We start from the raw sequence: 17,784 nt of genomic DNA, 5'->3' as shown, positions 1-17,784 counted from the left end.
GCGGCGCGGTCCGCGCCGGAGGAGGACGAAGTGCGCAAACTGCTGCCGCTGCTGAGCACCAACCCGCACGGAGGCGGCCGTTCGGCTCTCACCTGCCGGTACCGGTGTGGTGACGCCTGCTTCCACGAGGTGCCCAACACGAGCACCAACGAGTACGTCGGCGACGTCATAGCCGGCGCGCTCTCGCGCCGTTCCGCCCTGCGCGCCGCCGCTGTCGTGACCGTCGCCTCCGCCGCCGGTGGTGCCGTCGTGTTCGGCGGTACGCCGGAGGCCGTCGCCGCGCCCGAGCGGGACCGGGGCAACCGCCGTCCCGACGGCGCCCGCGGACTCCGCTTCACGCCCGTCGCGCCCAACACCGCCGACCAGGTCACCGTGCCCGCCGGGTACGAGCAGAACGTCGTCATCCGCTGGGGCGAGCCCATCCTCCGCGGCGCCCCCGCCTTCGACGCCGAGAACCAGACGGCGAAGGCCCAGGCCGGTCAGTTCGGCTACAACAACGACTTCCTCTCCCTGCTGCCGCTGCGCGGGGAGAACCACCGTCAGGTCCTCGTCGCCAACCACGAGTACACCGACGAGGTGCTGATGTTCCGGGGGTACGACCCCGAGAACCCGACCCGCGAGCAGGTCGAGGTCGCCTGGGCCGCGCACGGCCTCTCCGTCGTCGTCGTGCAGGAGTCGCACCGCTCCGGCAAGCTGACCCCGGTCACCCGGCACCAGCTCAACCGCCGCCTCCACACCAGCAGCGAGTTCGAGCTCACCGGCCCCGCCGCCGGCAGCGCCCTCGTGAAGACCTCGGTCGACCCCGAGGGCCGTACCGTCCTCGGCACGCTCAACAACTGCGCCGGCGGCACCACTCCGTGGGGGACCACGCTCCACGGCGAGGAGAACTTCAACCAGTACTTCGCCAACGGCAGCTCCGCCACCGACAAGCGGTACGGCATCGGCACCGGGGCCACCGAGCGCAAGTGGGAGCGGTTCGACAAGCGCTTCGACCTCAAGCAGGAGCCCAACGAGGTCCACCGCTTCGGCTGGGTCGTCGAGCTCGACCCGTACGACCCCGACTCCACGCCCCGCAAGCGCACCGCGCTCGGCCGCTTCAAGCACGAGGCCGCGCAGCCCCGCCTCACCGAGGACGGCCGTCCCGTCGTCTACATGGGCGACGACGAGCGGTTCGACTACTTCTACAAGTTCGTGTCGAGCAAGCGCGTGAAGAAGGGCGGTTCGCGGGCCGCCCGCGAGCACAACCTGACCCTGCTCGACGAGGGCACGCTCTACGTCGCCAAGCTCACCGGGGACTCGCCCGCCGCCGAGATCGACGGCACGGGCAAGCTCCCGAACGACGGCGAGTTCGACGGCTCCGGCCAGTGGATCCCGCTCGCCACCGCCGGTCCCGACGGTGCCGTCTCGCACGTGCCGGGCATGACCGCCGAGGAGGTGTACGTCTTCACCCGCCTCGCCGGTGACAAGGTCGGCGCCACCAAGATGGACCGCCCCGAGGACGTCGAGCCCTCCCCGCGCAGCGGCCGCGTCTACGTCGCGCTCACCAACAACTCCAACCGCGGCAAGGGCACCAACCCCGGCGCCGACGAGGCCAACCCGCGCAACCTCAACAAGCACGGGCAGATCCTCGAACTCGCCGAGCACTGGGACGACCCGTCCTCCGACGGCTTCGCCTGGCGCCTCTTCCTCGTCGCCGGCGACCCGAACGACCCGGCCACCTACTTCGCCGGCTTCCCGAAGGACCGGGTCTCCCCGATCTCCTGCCCGGACAACGTCGCGTTCGACCCGCACGGCAACCTGTGGATCTCCACCGACGGCAACCAGCTCGGCTCCCACGACGGCCTCTACGGCGTCGCGACCCACGGCGAGCGCCGCGGTGAGCTCAAGCAGTTCCTGACCGTGCCGCGCGGTGCCGAGACCTGCGGCCCGATCATCCAGGACCGCCGCGTCCTCGTCTCCGTCCAGCACCCGGGCGAGATCGACGGCGCGTCCGTCGAGAAGCCCGCCTCCGTCTGGCCCGACGGGCCCGGCAGGATCGTCCGCCCGGCGGTCGTCTCCGTCTGGCGCGCCGACGGCGAGGACATCGGCGTCTGAGACGCCGACGCCCGCGTCACCGGCTGAGCCTCAGGGGCCTGGGGGTGGAGTGTTCCTACTCCACTCCCAGGCCCTCTCTGAATCGCGTGAACTGCTCCTCCGGGTCCCCCGTGTACGCCCACGGCACCCATGCCGCCCGCGCTCCCAGCATCCGGAGCAGGTGCTTCGCCACCTCCACCTGGCCCGCGTAACACGCTGCGTGCGCCAGGAAATTGAGGTCCGCCACCTCCTCCGGCGCCACCGGGCAGGCCGGATCCCGCTCCCCGATCCAGCGCGCGTACGTACGGCGCAGCTCCGTCACCGCGAGTTCGTGCTTCCAGTGCTGGTCGAAGCCGCGCACCGGCCCCCGGCCGAGTGCCCCGTCCGCGATGTAGCGGTACTCCTCCACCCGCGCGACCTGCACCAGGACCGGCAGCGACGAGCCGGGCGGTGCCACGCCCGCCGCGTCGCGCGCGAAGTCGTACATGCTGCCGTGCGTGCCGTGCCACCGCGCCGACCAGTAGCGCAGCACCTGGATGTGGCCCTCCGTGTTGTACGGGTCCCGGCGCCGCAACTCGTCGAACCAGTGACGCAGTTCGCGGCGCGCCACCCCGCCGTCGTACAGCCGTGCCACGGAAAGCAGGGATATCCACGGCATGGGGTCCTCGGGGGCCGCTTCCGCCGCGCCCCTGCAGGCGTCCACCGCCGCGTCGATACGGCTCCGGTCCACGGAGGCGCCCCGGCCGGCCGCGATGGCCGCGTCGAAGACCCGGACGACCTCGGTCGCCGCGCGCAGCACCTCCGCGTCGGGGTTGCCCGGCTCGGCCGCCCGCCAGGTCTCGACCGTCGAGCTTCCGGCGGCCGCGTGCGAGAGCAGCCGGAGGCGGTGGGTGCGGCGCGCCCAGTCGTCGCCGGTGGCCGCGATCAGGTTCCGTACGCCCTGCCAGCGGCCGATGACGATGTCATGGCGCGCCTCCGTCAGGGCCCGGTCGCCGAAGTCCGGGTCGAAGTCGGGCGTGAAGCGCTCGGCTCGCGCCGCACGCGCGGAGCGGCGGTAGACCGCCATGGGGCCTCCTTCGTCATCGGCCTCGGACAGTGGGACATGCCGTCAGACGTCACAGCGTTTCCCGAGGACATGGTGTTTCACGTGAAACGGGACTTGGGGTGTTTCACGTGAAACACCCGCAACTGCGCCGGAAATCGCCGATAGTTCGTCAGAAGTCCGTCGCGTAGCCCTTGTCCCGGCTGCGCGGCCTGCGCGCGGTCGGGACCGATGCCTCGGTGGCCGCCAGCGCGCGCACGGCGTCCAGTCGGGCCGGTCGGTAGTAGTCGCTGCCCTTGCGCCAGTAGACGAGGAGCGGGACGACCCCGAAGAGCAGGCCGCCGAGGCCGATCGCGAGGGCGGTCGTGGAGAGCTCGCCGAGGGACTCGTAGAAGCACCAGAGCATGAACGCCGAGCCGAGCAGCGGCCACAGCCCGCCGAGGAGGAAGTTCCCCACGGAGCGCAGGAGAAGCGACTTGTAGGCGACGACGGCGGCGATGCCCGCGAGGCCGTAGTAGAAGGCGATCTGGAGGCCGATGGCGGCGACGGCGTCGCTGAGGATCCGCTGCACGGACTCGGCGGCGCCGGCGGCGAGGAACATCACGGCGGCCGCGACGCCGACGGTGGCGATGGCGACCCACGGGGTGTTCCAGCGGCGGTGCACCCTGCCGAGAGCGGCGGGAAGGGTCCGGTCGCGGCCCATCGCGAAGAGGGAGCGGGTCACCTGGAGGAGGGTGGTCTCCAGGGTGGCGACGGTCGACAGGACGACGGCCACGACGAGGAGTTTGCCGCCGACGCCCGGCCAGATCTCCTCGCCGAGGACGGCGAGGACGTTGGGTCCCGCCGTCCGGATCTCCTCCTCGCTCAGCAGGACGTTCACGGCGACCGTGAAGGCCTCGAAGAGCACGAAGACGAAGCCGACGCCGACGAGCGCGGCGAGTCCGGCGGTCCTGCGGCTGTTACGGGTCTCCTCGCTGAGGTTGCTGGTGACGTCCCAGCCCCAGTAGTAGAAGGCGGCGATCAGCGCGCCCGCCGCGAAGCCCTGCGGGCCGGCGAACCCGTCGAAGCCGAACCAGGACCAGTCGAAGGCGGTGGCGCTGCCCCGGTGCAGGACGGCGGCGAGGACGAAGCCGACGAGGACGGTCATCTCGACGCCGGACATCACGAGTTGGGCCCGTACGGTCAGCCGGGCGCCGCCCAGGACGACGAGCAGCATCATCAGGAACCACCCGGCGCCGACGGCGGCGGCGAGCGGGGTGTTCTCGGCGAGGTCCGGGTCGACGAGGGAGAGCGTCAGGGAGCCGGCGGGGAGGGAGCCCGCGACCATGAAGACCGTGGCGGCGAAGACGAGGGCCCAGCCGGAGAGGAAGCCGAGGAAGGGGTGGAGCGTGCGGCCCACCCAGGAGTAGCCGGCGCCGGCGTTGACGTCGATCCGGCCGAGGCGGGCGTAGGCGAGGACGATGCCGAGCATCGGTATCGCGCAGTAGAGCAGGGCGGCGGGGCCCGCGTAGCCGACGGCGCCGAAGAGGACGGCGGTGGTCGCGGTGAGCGAGTACGCGGGCGCGCTGCCGGCGACGGCCATGACGATCGTGTCGAAGGTGCCGAGGACGTTGGGCTGGAGACCTCTGCTGGGGGTGGTGGTGCGCATGGTGGCGGTGTCCGTCCTCGGAGCGCAGGGGAGGGCGTGGCAGGAGGCGGTGCGGTGGGGCGGGGTGTCGCTTCGTGGTCCGTCCGGCGGGCCGTGGGGTGGCGGCGGAGCGGGCGGATCACCGGGGAATGGAGCGCATCGTAGTCGCCCGGCTCCCCGTCGGTAACCAGGAAAGGGAGCCTTCCGTTCGGCGACCGCCGGTAACCCGTCCGGTATGCCCTTCCGGGGAGGGTTACCGCAGGTCGGGACCGGCGATGGCGCGGGCCGCGCGGACCTCCTGGCGCAGTGGTGCGAGGACTCCGTTCTCGTCGCCGGGCAGTTCCGCGTGGACCTCGAAGAGGTTCTCCGAGGAGCGCAGCCCGTCGGCGAGTTCGCGCAGTTCCCGTTCGACGGCGGTGACTTCGGCGGGGTCGGGGTGCGGGGCGCCGTGGTCGACGCGGATGCGGGCGGCGGTGGTGGCGTCGACGATCCGCTCGACGGCGACGAGGAGCGGCGACCAGGCGGCGGCCCGGGGACCCGTGGGCGGCGGCTCGGTCAGGGCGCGCTGGAACTCGGAGCGGACGGTGGACAGATCGCGGTAGAGCTTGCGGCGGGCGCGGTGGCGGGCCACGCGGTCGCCCTCCGCGGCGAACGCGCAGCGCACGTACGCGGCGGTGTCGGCGACCGCGTCGGCCAGCCGGTCGCCGATCCGGGTGTGCCAGGACTCGGGCCAGAGGAGATAGCCGGCGACGAGGGCGATGGCGCAGCCGATGAGCGAGTCGTAGAGGCGGGGCAGGACGAGGTCGAAGCCCTGGTGGTTGAGCATGTCGGAGAGGAGCAGGATGACCGGCGTGATGGCCGCGGTCTGGAAGGCGTACCCCTTCGCGAGGAACGCGGGGACCAGTGCCGCGAGGACGGCCATCACCGGCACGTCCCACCACCCGCGCGGGACCTCGGCGAGGACGAGGGCGGCGAGGACGAGCCCGGCGGCGGTGCCGAGGGCGCGGAGCACGGCCCGGGAGAAGACCGAGCCGAAGTCGGGCTTCAGGACGAAGGTGACGGTGAGCGCGACCCAGTACGAGCGGGGCACGGGGATCAGCGAGACGAAGGCCTGGGCGAGGCCGATGCAGAGCGCGAGCCGGAGGCCGTAACGCCAGGACGCCTCGGAGAGCAGGACCGCGCGGGCGGCCCTGCGGGCCCTGACGCGGAGGGCGGCGGGGCGGCCGAGGCGGTCGTCGACGTTGTACGGGTCGGGCTCGGCCTGGTGGACGACGGTGGCCGCGTGCCGCAGGGCGTGGTCCACGGCCTTCTCCGCCGGCCGTTCGGGGGCCGGCAGGTCCAGGACGGGGGTGCCGGTGCGGCCCTCCTCGACGGCGTCGGCCAGGTCGCGCACGGCCGCCGGGATCGCCGGGGACAGCGGGCCGAAGAGCCGGGCGCGGAGGTGGGCGGCCGGGGCGGCCTCCAGGAGCGGGACGAGGACGTTGAGCTGGGCGAGCAGCCGGACCAGTTGGGGCGCGCGGCCGTGCTGGCGGGTGCGGCGGGCGAGGACGAGGTCGTACGACTGGTTGAGGGAGGTGGTGACGGCCTGCCGCTTGGCGTCGTAGGCGACGGGGTCGCCGGTGGCCTCGTAGAGGTCGGCGAGGGCCCGGTAGGTCCCGGCGACGGCGGCGCGCTCGGGGGCGGCGCGGCGCAGGGGCCAGCCGAGGAGGGTGAGGAGGAGGACGAACAGGCCGCCGACGGTGAGCAGCAGCGGCGCCTTCCACCAGGGCCCCGGCATCGGCAGGCCCGCGCCGACGACGGCGTTGAGGAGCAGCAGCAGGCCCGACACGGAGGCCACGGCGCCGATCGACGAGATCATCCCGGAGACGAGCGCGACGAGCGTGAGCGCGCCGACGGCGAACCAGCCCTGCCCGTAGACCAGCGCCCCGAGGGTCACCCCGAGCGCGCCGAAGAGCTGCGGGACCGCGATGTTGAAGATCCGCATGCGGTAGGCGTCGGCGGTGTCGCCGATGACCCCGGACAGGGCGCCCATCGACACGAGCGCCCCGTACTGCGGCTGCCCCACGGCCAGCCCCACGGCGAGCGGCGCCGACATGGCGACGGACGCGCGGACCACGGCCGCCCACGGGACGGGCGTCGGCGCGGGCTTCAGCCCGGCGGTGAGCCAGGCGGGCGGGGAGAGGCGGGCGGGGCGTTCGGGTCGTGCGGGGCGTGGCATGCGTCCAACTTAGAAGGCGTCGGCCGACCGCGGCATGTCCGAAGGTCCCCGGTCAGGCCGCCTCGGTTGTCGCCTCAGTTGCGGTACGACTCGACCTCGGAGGCCGGGCGGAGGGCGGCGGTGTCGGGGTCCTCGCCGAACTCGGCCTTCGCGCGGCGCTGGCGGAGCAGGTCCCAGCACTGGTCGAGACGGACCTCCAGGTCGGCGAGGCGGGCGCGTTCCTCGGGGGAGAGGCCGCCGGTGCCCGCGCGCTCCCGCAGGGTGCGTTCCTCTTCGACGAGGACGCCGATGTCGTCCAGGATCTGCTCGTTGTCCATGCCTTCCAGCGTGGCCCCTGGGCGCGCGTCGCGCAGGTCGGGTTCGGCCGGGCGGGGGACCGGGAGCACGCGTGCGCGGGCAGACCGACGGCCCAGGCGGTGGTGCGTCGCCTGGGCCGTAAGAGGGAGTCCGCCTAGTGACGGACGGCCTGGCCGATCTCCGCCTTCGTGTCGCCCGAGAGCGAGCGATTGCTGCGTGCCGTACCCGTCTTGGAGCCGCCGGGCTCGACGCCGTCGATGTTCAGGACGACCGTGTCGAGGAAGTTGCCCTCCGCGTCACGGAAGTCCACCTTGATCGTGTAGTCGGCGTTCTTGTCCTTGGGGTTGGTCGCCGTGATCTCGGCGACCGTGCGGTCCCCGTCGACGCTGGTCGGCCCGGCGCTCACGTCGCCGGTGGCGTTCACCCCGTCCTTGACCTCGTTCAGCTTCTCCTGCGCCGCCGAGGCCGCGGCGGCCGTCGCCGAGGAGACGATGTCGCCGGCGGCCTCCTTCGCCTGGTCGCAGCCGGTGAGGGAGAGGGCCGCCGCGGCGGCGAGTGCGAGGGCTGCCGCCGTGGGGCGGAGACGTGTGCGCATGGCCGGACCGCCTAGTACTTCTCGCCGGAGCCGTAGCCCTCGTCCGTCGCGAGCGCCCAGATCACGAAGATCGAGATCGCCATGGAGAAGAGCGCCCACCAGGGCTGGTACGGCAGGAACAGGAACTGGAACAGGATGTTGAGCGAGGCCAGCGCGATACCGGCCACGCGGCCCCACTCGGCGCCCTTGAGGATGCCGTAGCCCGCGATGGCGATGATCACGCCGAGGATGAGGTGGATCCATCCCCAGGTGGTCAGGTCGAACTTGAAGACGTAGTCGCCGATGTGGGTGTAGACGTCGTCCTCGGCGATACCGACGATGCCCTGGAAGATGTCCAGGAATCCGGTGACCAGCATGAGGACACCGGCGAAGAGCGTGCCTCCGGTGGCCCAGGCCATGGCGTTTCCGCCCCGACGGGGCGCAGTGTTCTGACTCATGAAGCCCATCGTGGGAGGATTCGCACGATTTCGAACTTTCAAGTAAGCCGAACGAGTGACCGAAGGTATACGTCGAGTACGGAGTCGAACTCCTCGGGGCGCTCCAGGTTGGGCATGTGGGCCGCCCGCTCGACGACCGCGAGCGTGGAGTCCGGGAGCAGCGCGTGCATCTCCTCCGCGTCGCTGACCGGCGTGTACGTGTCGTCGCGGCCGACCACGACGAGCGCGGGGACGGCGACCCTGGTGAGCGACTCCCGGTAGTCGGGGCGCTCCGCGCGGCCGCGCAGCGCGGCGGCCGCCGCGACCGGGTCGGTCTCGCGCATCATGCGGTGGACGTGGGGTGCCGCGTGGGCGTTGTACGGGGCGACCATCCGGTCCAGCACCTCGTCGGCGTACCCCCGCATGCCCTCCTCCAGGAGCCGGTCGGCCATCGCGTTCCGTACGGCCTTGCCCTCCTCGGTCTCCGCCGCGGGGAAGGTGTCGACGAGGACGAGGCCCCGGACGCGCCCGGGGTGGCGGCGGTGGAGCTCCATGGCGATCTGGCCGCCCATGGAGAGGCCGACGACGACGGCCTCGTCGACGCGGAGGTGGTCGAGGACGGCGACGAGGTCCTCGGCGAACTCCCCGAGGCCGGTGGAGTCCGTCATGGCGCCGAGCGGGGTGCGGCCGTAGCCGCGCAGGTCGGGGGCGATGACGCGGTGGGTGCGGGAGAAACGCTCGATCTGCGGCTGCCACATGGTGTGGTCGAAGGGGTGGCCGTGGACCAGGAGGAGGGCGGGGCCGGTGCCCCGGTCCTCGTAGAAGACGTCGGTGGCGAGGGATGCGACGAAGGGCATGACGGCAGGCTAGGCAGCCCCAACAGCTCGGTGCAATAAGATCTTTGCTCTCGGTGCAATGCTCTGGGGAGGGCCCTGGGGAGGGCCCTGAGGAGGACCCTGGGCAGGGGTGGAAGGGGGAGCGGTGGAGGAGTACCGAAGGATCGCCGACCGTGTCGAGGCGGCCGTACGGGACGGGCGGCTGCGGCCCGGGGATCGGATGCCGCCGCAGCGGGTCTTCGCCCGCCGCCACCGGATCGCCAACTCGACGGCCATCCGCGTCTACGGGGAACTCGCGCGGCGCGGCCTCGTCGTCGGCGAGGTCGGGCGCGGGACGTTCGTCCGCGCCGCGCCGCCGCTGCCCGGGCCCGCGCTCATCGAAGCGACCGGGACCGCACCCGTCGACCTCCAGCTCAACTACCCTGTCGCCGAAGGCCAGTCGGAGCTGATGGCCCGGGCCCTCGCCGCCCTCGCCCGGCCCGACGTCCTCGCCGCATGCGTCTCCCGGCCCGCCGCCGCGACCGGCACGGCCGAGGCACGGGAGGCCGCCGCCGGCGTCCTCGCCCGGTCCGGCTGGGCGCCGGACCCCGAATCCGTGCTCTTCGCGGGCAACGGCCGCCAGGCCATCGCCGCCGCGCTCTCCGCGCTCGTCCCGCCCGGCGGCCGCGTGGGCGTCGAGGAACTCACGTACCCGGTGGTCAAGTCGGTCGCCGAGCGGCTCGGCGTCCGGCTCGTACCGCTGGCCATGGACGACAGGGGCGTACGGCCGGAGGCGCTCGCCGCGGCGCACCGGGCGGCCCCGCTCGCCGCCGTCTACCTCCAGCCGACCCTGCACAACCCGACCTCCGTCACCATGGACGGCGAGCGGCGGGCCGAACTCGCCGAACTGCTGCGCCGCCTGGACTTGACCGCCGTCGAGGACACCACCTGGGCGTTCCTGCACCCGCGCCCGCCCGCGCCCCTCGCCGCCCACGCCCCCGAGCGGGTCCTCCTCGTCGACAGCCTCTCCAAACGGCTCGCGCCCGGCCTGACCGTCGGCTACCTCGTGGTGCCTCCCCGGCTGCGGACGGACGCGGCGGCGGCGCTGCGCTCCGGCGCCTGGACGGCGGGCGGGCTCGCGCTCGCGGCGGCGACGCGCTGGGCCGGGGACGGCACGGTCGCCGAGGTGGTCGCGGCCAAACGCGCGGAGACGGAGGCCCGGCACGCCCTCGTCCTCCGCCACCTCGGCGGACACCCGATCCGGACCTCCCCGCACGCGTACTACTGCTGGTGGGAGCTGCCCCCGCCCTGGCGGGCCGAGACCTTCACGGCGGCGGCCGCCGAACGGGCGGGGGCCGCGGTCACCCCCGGCAGCGCCTTCGCCGTGGGCCGGGGCACGGCCCCGGACGCGATCCGCGTCGGCCTCGCGTCCCCGCCGCGCGAGGTCCTGGAGGAGGCGCTGCGCCGGCTCGCGACGCTCGCCGAGACCGGCTGAGCCCGGCTGCCGACCGAGCCCGGCTGCCGACGGGAGGTGATCCACTTGCGGGGCACCGGCCGCGGGTGTGCCCTGGAGGGTGCGAGACCTCAGGGGGCGAACGGGGCGAACGCGAAGGAGCTCCTGCCATGGCCGCACACGCAGCGATACCGGCCCGGGGCCGGACGAGCAGAACCGGCGCGACCCACGGCTGGGCCTTGCCCGCCACCCTCGGCGTGATCTACGGCTGGTGGACGGCCTTCGTCGCCAAGTCCGGCGCCCCCGTCAGCTGGGGACAGTTCTGGCTCGGCCTGATCTCGGCGATCGTGCTCGCCGGGGCGGTGTACGGGCTCCGCAGCGTCGGCCGCGCCCTGCCGCGCGAGCTCCACGCGGCGGCCTGGGGCGCGCTCGCCGGCATCGCGATCGGCTTCCTGTACAGCCTGTCCGACGTGAGCATCCTGTCGGCGACCCTGCTCGGCCTGATCGTGGGCGGCGCCGTCGCCGCCGCCGCGTTCTACCTCTACTACACCCACGAGGACGCCGCGGGCCGCCCGGCGCCGTACTGACGGCCGCCACCCTTCCCTGTACGCCTGCGGTAGTACGCGACCGCCACGACGGCCACCAGCGGCGGCCAGGCGAGGAGCGGCAGATAGCAGGCGGCGAGCAGGGCCTCCTGCGCCGGGGAGGCGGGGATGCCGGGCCCGAGGTCCGCGAGCGAGGCGTAGGCGCCCCACGCGGCGATCGCGCACAGCCCCGCCACCCCGGCGAACGCCGCGCCCGTCGCGGCCACCGGGTTCACCCGGCGCCCGCCGAGGAACGGCATCCAGCGCGGGAACACCTCGCCCCAGGAACGGACGAGCCCCAGCGTGAGGAAGGCGAAGAACTCCGAGACGAGACTGAGGGAGACCGCGTACGCGGACGTCCAGAACCCCATCGCCCCGAGCTCGGCGTCCTGCGTCACGGGAAGCCCGGCGACGAGCGCGACCCGCCACAGCCCCGAAGGGAGGGTGACGAGCGGGACGGCGTGCGCGGCGAGAACGGCCCAACGGGGCACATCGGGAAGAGCTTTGATCGTCATCATGCGACCAGCGTCCGCCCGGGCCCCGGCCCGGGACATCGCCCCACCGGCCGGTCCGCCTCCGCCGCGCGGGGGAGACGGACCAGTGCTTGGGGAGTCCTAGACAGCCACGTCCTCGATCTCGCCGTCCGCCGTCTCCTCGTCCGTGAGGTCGCCTCGGACGACCACCACCGGGCACGGGGCGTGCTGGGTGACGTGGGAGGAGACCGAGCCCAGGACCGCCGCCTTGAAGCCGCTGTAGCCGCGGTCGCCGACGACGAGGAGGTCCGCGCCCTTGGCCGCGTCGATCAGGGCCTGGGGCGCGTTGCCGCCGACGACCACGCGCTTGACCGAGGCGGCGGTGCCGGGGTCGAGGACCTTCTCCACGGAGGCGTTGAGGATCTCCTTGGCGAGCCGCTCGGGGTCGAACTCCGAGGGCACGCCCGGCATCATCGTCGACCACGAGGCCGGGTACTCCCAGCTGGTCAGCACCTCCAGGGAGTCCCCGGTCAGCGCGGCCTGCCGGGCCGCCCAGCGCAGTGCCCTCAGCGCGGGTGCCGATCCGTCGACTCCCACCACGATCCTGCCGCCGGCCATGTCGTCCTCCACTCGTCGGAAATCGGGGCCCCTGACTCCCTCACACCGTACATAACGGACTAATCGAGGCGCAGGTCGGCCAGCTGCTTCTCGAAGGGGACGACCTCGTCCTCGTCGGTCCCGCGGGCCGGGCGGCCCGCCACCGTGTCGGCCAGTTCCTGGCCGGCGCGGGTGATGCGGGAGGGGAGGTCGGAGGTGTACGCGTCGCCGCCCGTGCCCCAGTCCTCCGAGGCCGCGTAGACGGCGGTCGGGATCGTGAGGGCCCGCAGGTAGGAGAAGAGCGGGCGCAGCGCGTGGTCCAGGACGAGGGAGTGGCGGGCGGTGCCGCCGGTCGCGCCGATGAGGACCGGCGTACCGGCCAGCGCCGTCGGGTCGATCAGGTCGAAGAACGACTTGAACAGCCCGCTGTAGGAGGCGGTGAAGACGGGGGTGACGGCGATGACGCCGTCCGCGCCCGTCACCTTGTCGATCGCCTCCTGGAGCGCGTCCGACGGGAAGCCCGTGACGAAGTTCTTCGCGATGTCGACCGCGAGGTCGCGCAGCTCCACGACCTCGACATCGACCGCGTACTCCTGCTCCGCGAGCCGGTAGCGGGCCGCCTGGAGCAGGCGGTCGGCGAGCAGCCGGGTGGAGGACGGGGCGCTGAGTCCGGCGGACACGGCGACCAGCTTCAGCGTCTGCATGGCGGTCAGGCCTCCAGGTTCTTCGACGCGAGGACGGACGGGTGGAGCGGGGCGGTCTCCGGTACTCCGGCGGGCCGCAGGTTCGCGAACTCCTTGCGCAGCACCGGGACGACCTCCTCGCCGAGGATGTCGAGCTGCTCCAGGACCGTCTTGAGCGGCAGCCCGGCGTGGTCGACGAGGAACAGCTGGCGCTGGTAGTCGCCCACGTAGTCGCGGAAGGACAGGGTCCGCTCGATGACCTCCTGCGGCGAGCCGACGGTCAGCGGGGTCTGGCTGCTGAACTCCTCCAGGGAGGGGCCGTGGCCGTAGACCGGCGCGTTGTCGAAGTACGGGCGGAACTCCCGGACCGCGTCCTGCGAGTTCTTCCGCATGAAGACCTGGCCGCCGAGGCCGACGATGGCCTGCTCGGCGGTGCCGTGGCCGTAGTGCGCGTACCGCTGGCGGTAGAGGCGGACCATCTTCTCGGTGTGCTGCTTGGGCCAGAAGATGTGGTTCGCGAAGAAGCCGTCGCCGTAGTACGCGGCCTGCTCGGCGATCTCGGGGGAGCGGATGGAGCCGTGCCAGACGAACGGCGGGACGCCGTCGAGCGGGCGCGGGGTGGCGGTGAAGCCCTGGAGGGCCGTGCGGAACTTGCCCTCCCAGTCGACCACGTCCTCCCTCCACAGCTTGTGGAGGAGCGCGTAGTTCTCGATGGCGAGCGGGATGCCCTGGCGGATGTCCTGCCCGAACCACGGGTAGACCGGGCCGGTGTTGCCGCGGCCCATCATCAGGTCCACGCGGCCGTCGGCGAGGTGCTGGAGGGTCGCGTAGTCCTCGGCGATCTTCACCGGGTCGTTGGTGGTGATCAGGGTGGTCGAGGTGGAGAGGATCAGGTTCTCCGTGCGGGCCGCGATGTGCCCGAGGAGGGTCGTCGGGGAGGACGGCACGAACGGCGGGTTGTGGTGCTCGCCGGTGGCGAAGACGTCGAGTCCGACCTCCTCGGCCTTGAGCGCGATGGCGACGGTGTTCTTGATGCGCTCGTGCTCGGTGGGGGTGCGGCCGGTGGTGGGGTCGGTCGTCACGTCGCCGACGGTGAAGATCCCGAACTGCATCGTGCTCACCTCTCGCTTCTCGCTGGGCTAATGGTTGAACCTTAAATCATCTCGTCCAACGGCGCGACCCCTCTCCCTATTCCGCCGCCCGTACCCTGGATCCATGGCTGACGGGAAGACCTTCGACTACGAGCGCTGGAAGGAGCGGGGCGTGATGCTCCGCGTCTTCGTGTACGTCTTCGCCACGCACGCCTTCGCCGGGTTCGTCTGGCTCCTCTTCTACGTCGGGCAGAACGCCCAGAAGTAGGCCGCCGGGACCCCTCACGTAGAGTCCCGGACGTGAACGCTGCGATATCGGTCGTCGGGATCGGCGCTGACGGTTGGGACGGGCTTCCCGAGAGCTCTCGGCGCGCCCTGCGGGACGCCGAGGTCCTCGTCGGCGGGCCGCGTCAGCTCGGTCTCCTTCCCCCGGACCTGTGCCCCGGCGAGCGCGTCGCCTGGCCCTCGCCGCTGCGGCCCGCCGTCCCCGGACTGTTCGCCGGACTGTTCGCCGGCCATCAGGGACGTACCGTCGCCGTCCTCGCCAGCGGAGACCCCTCCTTCTACGGGATCGCCCGCACCCTCACCGAGGCCCTCGGCGACACGTACCGCCTCGACGTCCACCCGCACCCGTCCTCCGTCTCGTACGCCTGCGCCCGCCTCGGCTGGCCCCTGGAGGCCGTCGAGACGCTCTCCCTCGTCGCCCGCCCCCTCGCCGCGCTCTCCGCCGCCCTCCACCCCGGACGGCGCCTCCTCGTCCTCGGCGAAGGCGCCGGTACCCCCGCCGAGGTCGCCGCGCACCTGCGCGCCACCGGCTGGGGCGGCACCCGGATCCGGGTCCTGGAACAGCTCGGCGGACCCGCCGAGCGGCTCCTCGACGGAACCGCCGCCGACTGGCCGTACGAGCGGACCGACGCCCTCCACGTGCTCGCGCTCGACCCCGTACGCGACCCGGGCACGCTCCGGCTCGGCACCACGCCCGGACTGCCCGACGAGGCGTACGAGCACGACGGCCAGCTCACCAAGCGGTACGTGCGCGCCGCCACCCTCGCCGCCCTCGCGCCCGCCCCCGGCGAACTGCTCTGGGACATCGGCGGCGGCTCCGGCTCCATCGGCATCGAATGGATGCGGACCCACCGCGACTGCCGGGCGATCGCCGTCGAGAAGTCGCCCGAGCGGGCCGCCCGCATCACCCGCAACGCCGACGCCCTCGGTGTCCCCGCCCTGCGGGTCGTCACCGCGAAGGCGCCCGGCGGACTCGACGGGCTGCCCACACCCGACGCCGTCTTCATCGGCGGCGGCCTCACCGTCCCCGGCCTCCTCGACGCCTGCTGGGACGCCCTCCCGGCCGGCGGCCGGCTCGTCGCCAACACCGTGACCCTCGAATCCGAGGCGCTGCTCGCCGACCGCTACCGCCGCCACGGCGGCGAACTGGTCCGGCTGGCGGTCGCCGCCGCCGTGCCGGTGGGCGGGTTCACGGGCTGGCGCCAGGCGATGCCCGTCACGCAATGGTCCGTAACGAAGTAACGAAGTAACGAAGTAACCGAAGGGTTCCTCACCAACATGACCGTCTACTTCATCGGCGCGGGCCCCGGCGCGGCCGACCTCATCACCGTGCGCGGCGCGCGGACCCTCGCGCAGTGCGGCGTCTGCCTCTACGCGGGCTCCCTCGTCCCCACCGAGCTGCTCGCCGAGTGCCCGCCGGACGCGAAGCTGATCGACACCGCCCAGCTCGACCTGGACCGGATCGTCGCCGAGATCGCCGCCGCGCACGAGGCCGGGCAGGACGTGGCCCGCCTCCACTCCGGCGACCCGTCGGTCTTCAGCGCCGTCGCCGAGCAGATGCGGCGGCTCGACGCGCTCGACATCCCGTACGAGGTCGTGCCCGGCGTTCCGGCGTTCGCCGCGGCCGCGGCGGCGCTCAAGCGGGAACTGACGGTCCCGACCGTCGGCCAGACGGTCATCCTGACCCGCATCGCCCAGCAGGCCACCCCGATGCCGGAGGGCGAGGACCTCGCCACGCTCGGCCGGAGCGGCGCGCTGCTCGTGCTCCACCTGGGGGCCCGGTACGTCGACCGGATCGTCTCCGAGCTGGTCCCGCACTACGGCGTCGACTGCCCGGCGGCGGTCGTCGCGATGGCGAGCCGGCCGGACGAGCTGGTGCTGCGCGGCACCCTGGAGGACATCGCCGAGCAGGTGAAGACGGCCGGGATCACGAAGACGGCCGTCATCATCGTGGGCCGGACGCTGGCGGCCTCGGAGTTCCGGGACAGCCACCTGTACGACCCGGCGCGGGAGCGGCACGTCTGCTGACCCCCTGGCTCCCGGTCCCGATGACGACGACGGCCGGACCCCCACACGGGTCCGGCCTCCGTCGTACGGGCCACGGTTCAGGCGTTGGGCCGCTTGCCGTGGTTCGCCTTCTTCTTCTTGCGGGCCCGCTTCTTGTTGCCGCGCTTGGCCATGGGAACGCCTCCCTGTCGGTGGGGGATCCTGCGGTGTCGAGCCTAGGTTCGGGGCCGGGGACCCGCATGTCGGTGGCACCGTCTTCAATGGACCCGTGACCGTCTACGACGTCGCCCGGGCGCTGCCGGGCATCGAGGAACTGCGCGACCACAGCCGAGGGCTCGCGATGCTGGAAGCCGTGCTCAGCCCGGAGTGGGCGAACCGGTACTACTCCTTCGACGCGCACTGGTCGGAGACCGAGCAGCTGGCGTCCATGAAGGACGGCCAGGGCGACGAGTACACGATCGTGCTCTCGCCGGCCGGGGCGTTCGCCCGCGTCTTCGACCACGAGTCGCCGCTGAGCCCGTTCGGGGAGCTCGCGGACGGACAGACCTGGCCGGGGGTGCTCGACGGGGTGCCGGAGGCGTTCGGCGCGTACCTGACGGAGCCCGCGTTCCTGGACGAGGACGACGTGCACGTGACGACGGCCTGCCTGTGGCGCGAGCCGGCGGACACGGAGTGGCGCACGGGCACGGTCGCGTACCCGGAGGCCTCCGGGGAGGACCCGGACGGCTCCGTCCGCCTCCTCCGCCTCCTCGTGGACCGCTCGGCGGAGGCGTACGCGGAGTGGGCCTCGGACTACTACGACACCGAGGTCGACGTGGAAGCCGTACGGAAGGTCCTGGAGCTCACCCCGCTGACGGAGGAGCTGGTGGCGGCCCTCAACCCCGGGGTGAAGCTCGCGGACCTCGCGGAGGACATCGCGGAGATCGGCTACCCGGTCGGCCCGTGACCGGCTACCCGGTCGGCCCGTGACCGGCCACTCCGGCGCGAGCACCGACATCACCGTCGCGTCGACCCGCTCCCCCTCCCACAGGAGCGCCCCGCGCAGGACGCCCTCCGCCGTGAAGCCGGCCTTCTCGTAGGCGCGGCGGGCGCGCGGGTTGAAGGCGTAGACCTCCAGGGAGATCCGGTGGAGGCCGAGCGCCTCGAAGCCGTACCCGACGATCAGCCGGGTCGCCTCGGTCCCGAGGCCCCGGCCCGTCGCCTCCGGCGCCAGCATGATCCGGAACGAGCAGCTCTCGTTGTCGGCGTCCCACTCGTTGAGGACGGCCTCGCCGACAACCCGGCCCGTCGCGCGCTCGACGACGGCGAGGTCGAGCCGGTCGTCCCGGTCGTGCCGGGAGCCGTACCACCGTCGGAGGGCGGGTTCCCCGAAGGTGGTGTGGGAGCCGGTCAGCCGACGCACCTCGGCGTCCTCGAAGAGGGGGAGGAGCGCGGGGACGTCGGCCTCGGAGAGCGGGCGGAGGGTGACGAGGCCGCCGGTGAGGGTCGGCTTGCGGAGGAAGTCGGGCATGCGGGGATCCTCCATGGA

Annotated in this window: 19 protein-coding genes and 1 pseudogene; 7 read left to right on the top strand and 13 right to left on the bottom strand. The window is 72.9% G+C overall.

Going from position 1 to position 17,784, the window contains the following annotated elements:
* The first annotated feature begins 30 nt into the window (after positions 1 to 30).
* A complete protein-coding gene (locus ACFC0Z_RS19985; RefSeq protein ID WP_376439504.1) occupies positions 31 to 2,094 on the top strand; it encodes a PhoX family phosphatase in 2,064 nt (687 codons plus the stop codon).
* Positions 2,095 to 2,149: 55 nt separating this feature from the next.
* On the opposite strand, the gene ACFC0Z_RS19980 is transcribed toward ACFC0Z_RS19985, so the two are convergent.
* The 7 genes from ACFC0Z_RS19980 to ACFC0Z_RS19950 form a co-directional block, all read right to left on the bottom strand.
* Positions 2,150 to 3,139, bottom strand: coding sequence for a hypothetical protein (locus ACFC0Z_RS19980; RefSeq protein ID WP_376439502.1), 990 nt, complete (start codon positions 3,137 to 3,139; stop codon positions 2,150 to 2,152).
* Between the two features lie 148 nt (positions 3,140 to 3,287).
* Positions 3,288 to 4,763 carry an APC family permease gene (locus tag ACFC0Z_RS19975; RefSeq protein WP_376439500.1) on the bottom strand — a complete coding sequence of 492 codons (1,476 nt, stop codon included), beginning with the start codon at positions 4,761 to 4,763 and terminating at the stop codon, positions 3,288 to 3,290.
* 232 nt (positions 4,764 to 4,995) lie between these two features.
* Positions 4,996 to 6,960, bottom strand: a complete 1,965-nt coding sequence (locus ACFC0Z_RS19970; RefSeq protein ID WP_376439497.1) for an FUSC family protein — start codon at positions 6,958 to 6,960, stop codon at positions 4,996 to 4,998.
* 74 nt (positions 6,961 to 7,034) lie between these two features.
* Positions 7,035 to 7,277, bottom strand: coding sequence for a DUF2630 family protein (locus ACFC0Z_RS19965; RefSeq protein ID WP_376439494.1), 243 nt, complete (start codon positions 7,275 to 7,277; stop codon positions 7,035 to 7,037).
* 134 nt (positions 7,278 to 7,411) lie between these two features.
* Complete coding sequence (locus ACFC0Z_RS19960) at positions 7,412 to 7,852, bottom strand: hypothetical protein (RefSeq protein ID WP_376439492.1); 441 nt, start codon at positions 7,850 to 7,852, stop codon at positions 7,412 to 7,414.
* Between the two features lie 11 nt (positions 7,853 to 7,863).
* On the bottom strand, positions 7,864 to 8,289 hold the full coding sequence (locus ACFC0Z_RS19955; protein WP_376439489.1) for a hypothetical protein: 426 nt from the start codon (positions 8,287 to 8,289) through the stop codon (positions 7,864 to 7,866).
* Between the two features lie 38 nt (positions 8,290 to 8,327).
* A complete protein-coding gene (locus ACFC0Z_RS19950; protein ID WP_376439487.1) occupies positions 8,328 to 9,125 on the bottom strand; it encodes an alpha/beta fold hydrolase in 798 nt (265 codons plus the stop codon).
* Positions 9,126 to 9,249: 124 nt separating this feature from the next.
* Between ACFC0Z_RS19950 and ACFC0Z_RS19945 the strand changes: the two genes are divergently transcribed.
* Positions 9,250 to 10,578: a PLP-dependent aminotransferase family protein gene (locus tag ACFC0Z_RS19945; RefSeq protein WP_376439484.1), complete on the top strand. Its 1,329-nt coding sequence runs from the start codon at positions 9,250 to 9,252 to the stop codon at positions 10,576 to 10,578.
* Between the two features lie 128 nt (positions 10,579 to 10,706).
* On the top strand, positions 10,707 to 11,123 hold the full coding sequence (locus ACFC0Z_RS19940) for a hypothetical protein (protein ID WP_376439481.1): 417 nt from the start codon (positions 10,707 to 10,709) through the stop codon (positions 11,121 to 11,123).
* Here the strand turns inward: ACFC0Z_RS19940 and ACFC0Z_RS19935 are convergent.
* The 4 genes from ACFC0Z_RS19935 to ACFC0Z_RS19920 form a co-directional block, all read right to left on the bottom strand.
* Positions 11,081 to 11,638, bottom strand: coding sequence for a hypothetical protein (locus ACFC0Z_RS19935; protein WP_376439479.1), 558 nt, complete (start codon positions 11,636 to 11,638; stop codon positions 11,081 to 11,083). The genes ACFC0Z_RS19940 and ACFC0Z_RS19935 overlap by 43 nt on opposite strands.
* Positions 11,639 to 11,734: 96 nt before the next feature.
* Positions 11,735 to 12,211, bottom strand: a complete 477-nt coding sequence (locus ACFC0Z_RS19930) for a universal stress protein (protein WP_376439476.1) — start codon at positions 12,209 to 12,211, stop codon at positions 11,735 to 11,737.
* Positions 12,212 to 12,270: 59 nt separating this feature from the next.
* The gene (locus ACFC0Z_RS19925; RefSeq protein WP_376439473.1) at positions 12,271 to 12,894 is read right to left on the bottom strand and encodes an FMN reductase; all 624 of its coding nucleotides are present in this window, start codon (positions 12,892 to 12,894) and stop codon (positions 12,271 to 12,273) included.
* A gap of 5 nt (positions 12,895 to 12,899) precedes the next feature.
* Entirely contained in the window at positions 12,900 to 13,985 is a 1,086-nt protein-coding gene (locus ACFC0Z_RS19920) for an LLM class flavin-dependent oxidoreductase (RefSeq protein WP_376440296.1), read from the bottom strand.
* Between the two features lie 103 nt (positions 13,986 to 14,088).
* Between ACFC0Z_RS19920 and ACFC0Z_RS19915 the strand changes: the two genes are divergently transcribed.
* The 3 genes from ACFC0Z_RS19915 to cobM are packed head-to-tail and all read left to right on the top strand — an operon-like array spanning position 14,089 to position 16,277.
* Positions 14,089 to 14,232 (top strand): DUF6126 family protein, encoded by a 144-nt coding sequence (locus ACFC0Z_RS19915; RefSeq protein WP_376439470.1) that lies wholly within the window; start codon positions 14,089 to 14,091, stop codon positions 14,230 to 14,232.
* 32 nt (positions 14,233 to 14,264) lie between these two features.
* Complete coding sequence (cbiE, locus tag ACFC0Z_RS19910; RefSeq protein WP_376439467.1) at positions 14,265 to 15,491, top strand: precorrin-6y C5,15-methyltransferase (decarboxylating) subunit CbiE; 1,227 nt, start codon at positions 14,265 to 14,267, stop codon at positions 15,489 to 15,491.
* A gap of 36 nt (positions 15,492 to 15,527) precedes the next feature.
* Complete coding sequence (cobM, locus tag ACFC0Z_RS19905) at positions 15,528 to 16,277, top strand: precorrin-4 C(11)-methyltransferase (protein ID WP_376439465.1); 750 nt, start codon at positions 15,528 to 15,530, stop codon at positions 16,275 to 16,277.
* 77 nt (positions 16,278 to 16,354) lie between these two features.
* Here the strand turns inward: cobM and ACFC0Z_RS19900 are convergent, their stop codons facing one another.
* On the bottom strand, positions 16,355 to 16,429 hold the full coding sequence (locus ACFC0Z_RS19900; protein ID WP_099895366.1) for a 50S ribosomal protein bL37: 75 nt from the start codon (positions 16,427 to 16,429) through the stop codon (positions 16,355 to 16,357).
* A gap of 95 nt (positions 16,430 to 16,524) precedes the next feature.
* On the opposite strand from ACFC0Z_RS19900, the gene ACFC0Z_RS19895 reads away from it, so the two are divergent.
* Positions 16,525 to 17,202: a hypothetical protein gene (locus tag ACFC0Z_RS19895; protein WP_376439462.1), complete on the top strand. Its 678-nt coding sequence runs from the start codon at positions 16,525 to 16,527 to the stop codon at positions 17,200 to 17,202.
* A 3-nt stretch (positions 17,203 to 17,205) separates the two neighbouring features.
* Here ACFC0Z_RS19895 and ACFC0Z_RS19890 read toward each other — a convergent pair.
* A pseudogene (locus ACFC0Z_RS19890) lies at positions 17,206 to 17,766 on the bottom strand (GNAT family N-acetyltransferase); the annotation flags it as partial.
* Positions 17,767 to 17,784: the final 18 nt, after the last annotated feature.

Source organism: Streptomyces sp. NPDC056144 (assembly GCF_042264145.1).
GTDB lineage: Bacteria > Actinomycetota > Actinomycetes > Streptomycetales > Streptomycetaceae > Streptomyces.
Note: the sequence above shows the minus strand (reverse complement) of the source record. Positions and strands in the feature narration are given on the sequence as shown.

Excerpts from the sequence above, each read along its gene's own strand:
- ACFC0Z_RS19980 (WP_376439502.1), bottom strand. The coding sequence starts at position 3,139 with ATGGCGGTCTACCGCCGCTCCGCGCGTGCGGCGCGAGCCGAGCGCTTC.
- ACFC0Z_RS19975 (WP_376439500.1), bottom strand. The coding sequence starts at position 4,763 with ATGCGCACCACCACCCCCAGCAGAGGTCTCCAGCCCAACGTCCTCGGC.
- ACFC0Z_RS19970 (WP_376439497.1), bottom strand. The coding sequence starts at position 6,960 with ATGCCACGCCCCGCACGACCCGAACGCCCCGCCCGCCTCTCCCCGCCC.
- ACFC0Z_RS19965 (WP_376439494.1), bottom strand. The coding sequence starts at position 7,277 with ATGGACAACGAGCAGATCCTGGACGACATCGGCGTCCTCGTCGAAGAG.
- ACFC0Z_RS19960 (WP_376439492.1), bottom strand. The coding sequence starts at position 7,852 with ATGCGCACACGTCTCCGCCCCACGGCGGCAGCCCTCGCACTCGCCGCC.
- ACFC0Z_RS19955 (WP_376439489.1), bottom strand. The coding sequence starts at position 8,289 with ATGAGTCAGAACACTGCGCCCCGTCGGGGCGGAAACGCCATGGCCTGG.
- ACFC0Z_RS19950 (WP_376439487.1), bottom strand. The coding sequence starts at position 9,125 with ATGCCCTTCGTCGCATCCCTCGCCACCGACGTCTTCTACGAGGACCGG.
- ACFC0Z_RS19940 (WP_376439481.1), top strand. The coding sequence starts at position 10,707 with ATGGCCGCACACGCAGCGATACCGGCCCGGGGCCGGACGAGCAGAACC.
- ACFC0Z_RS19935 (WP_376439479.1), bottom strand. The coding sequence starts at position 11,638 with ATGATGACGATCAAAGCTCTTCCCGATGTGCCCCGTTGGGCCGTTCTC.
- ACFC0Z_RS19930 (WP_376439476.1), bottom strand. The coding sequence starts at position 12,211 with ATGGCCGGCGGCAGGATCGTGGTGGGAGTCGACGGATCGGCACCCGCG.
- ACFC0Z_RS19925 (WP_376439473.1), bottom strand. The coding sequence starts at position 12,894 with ATGCAGACGCTGAAGCTGGTCGCCGTGTCCGCCGGACTCAGCGCCCCG.
- ACFC0Z_RS19920 (WP_376440296.1), bottom strand. The coding sequence starts at position 13,985 with ATGCAGTTCGGGATCTTCACCGTCGGCGACGTGACGACCGACCCCACC.
- ACFC0Z_RS19915 (WP_376439470.1), top strand. The coding sequence starts at position 14,089 with ATGGCTGACGGGAAGACCTTCGACTACGAGCGCTGGAAGGAGCGGGGC.
- cobM (WP_376439465.1), top strand. The coding sequence starts at position 15,528 with ATGACCGTCTACTTCATCGGCGCGGGCCCCGGCGCGGCCGACCTCATC.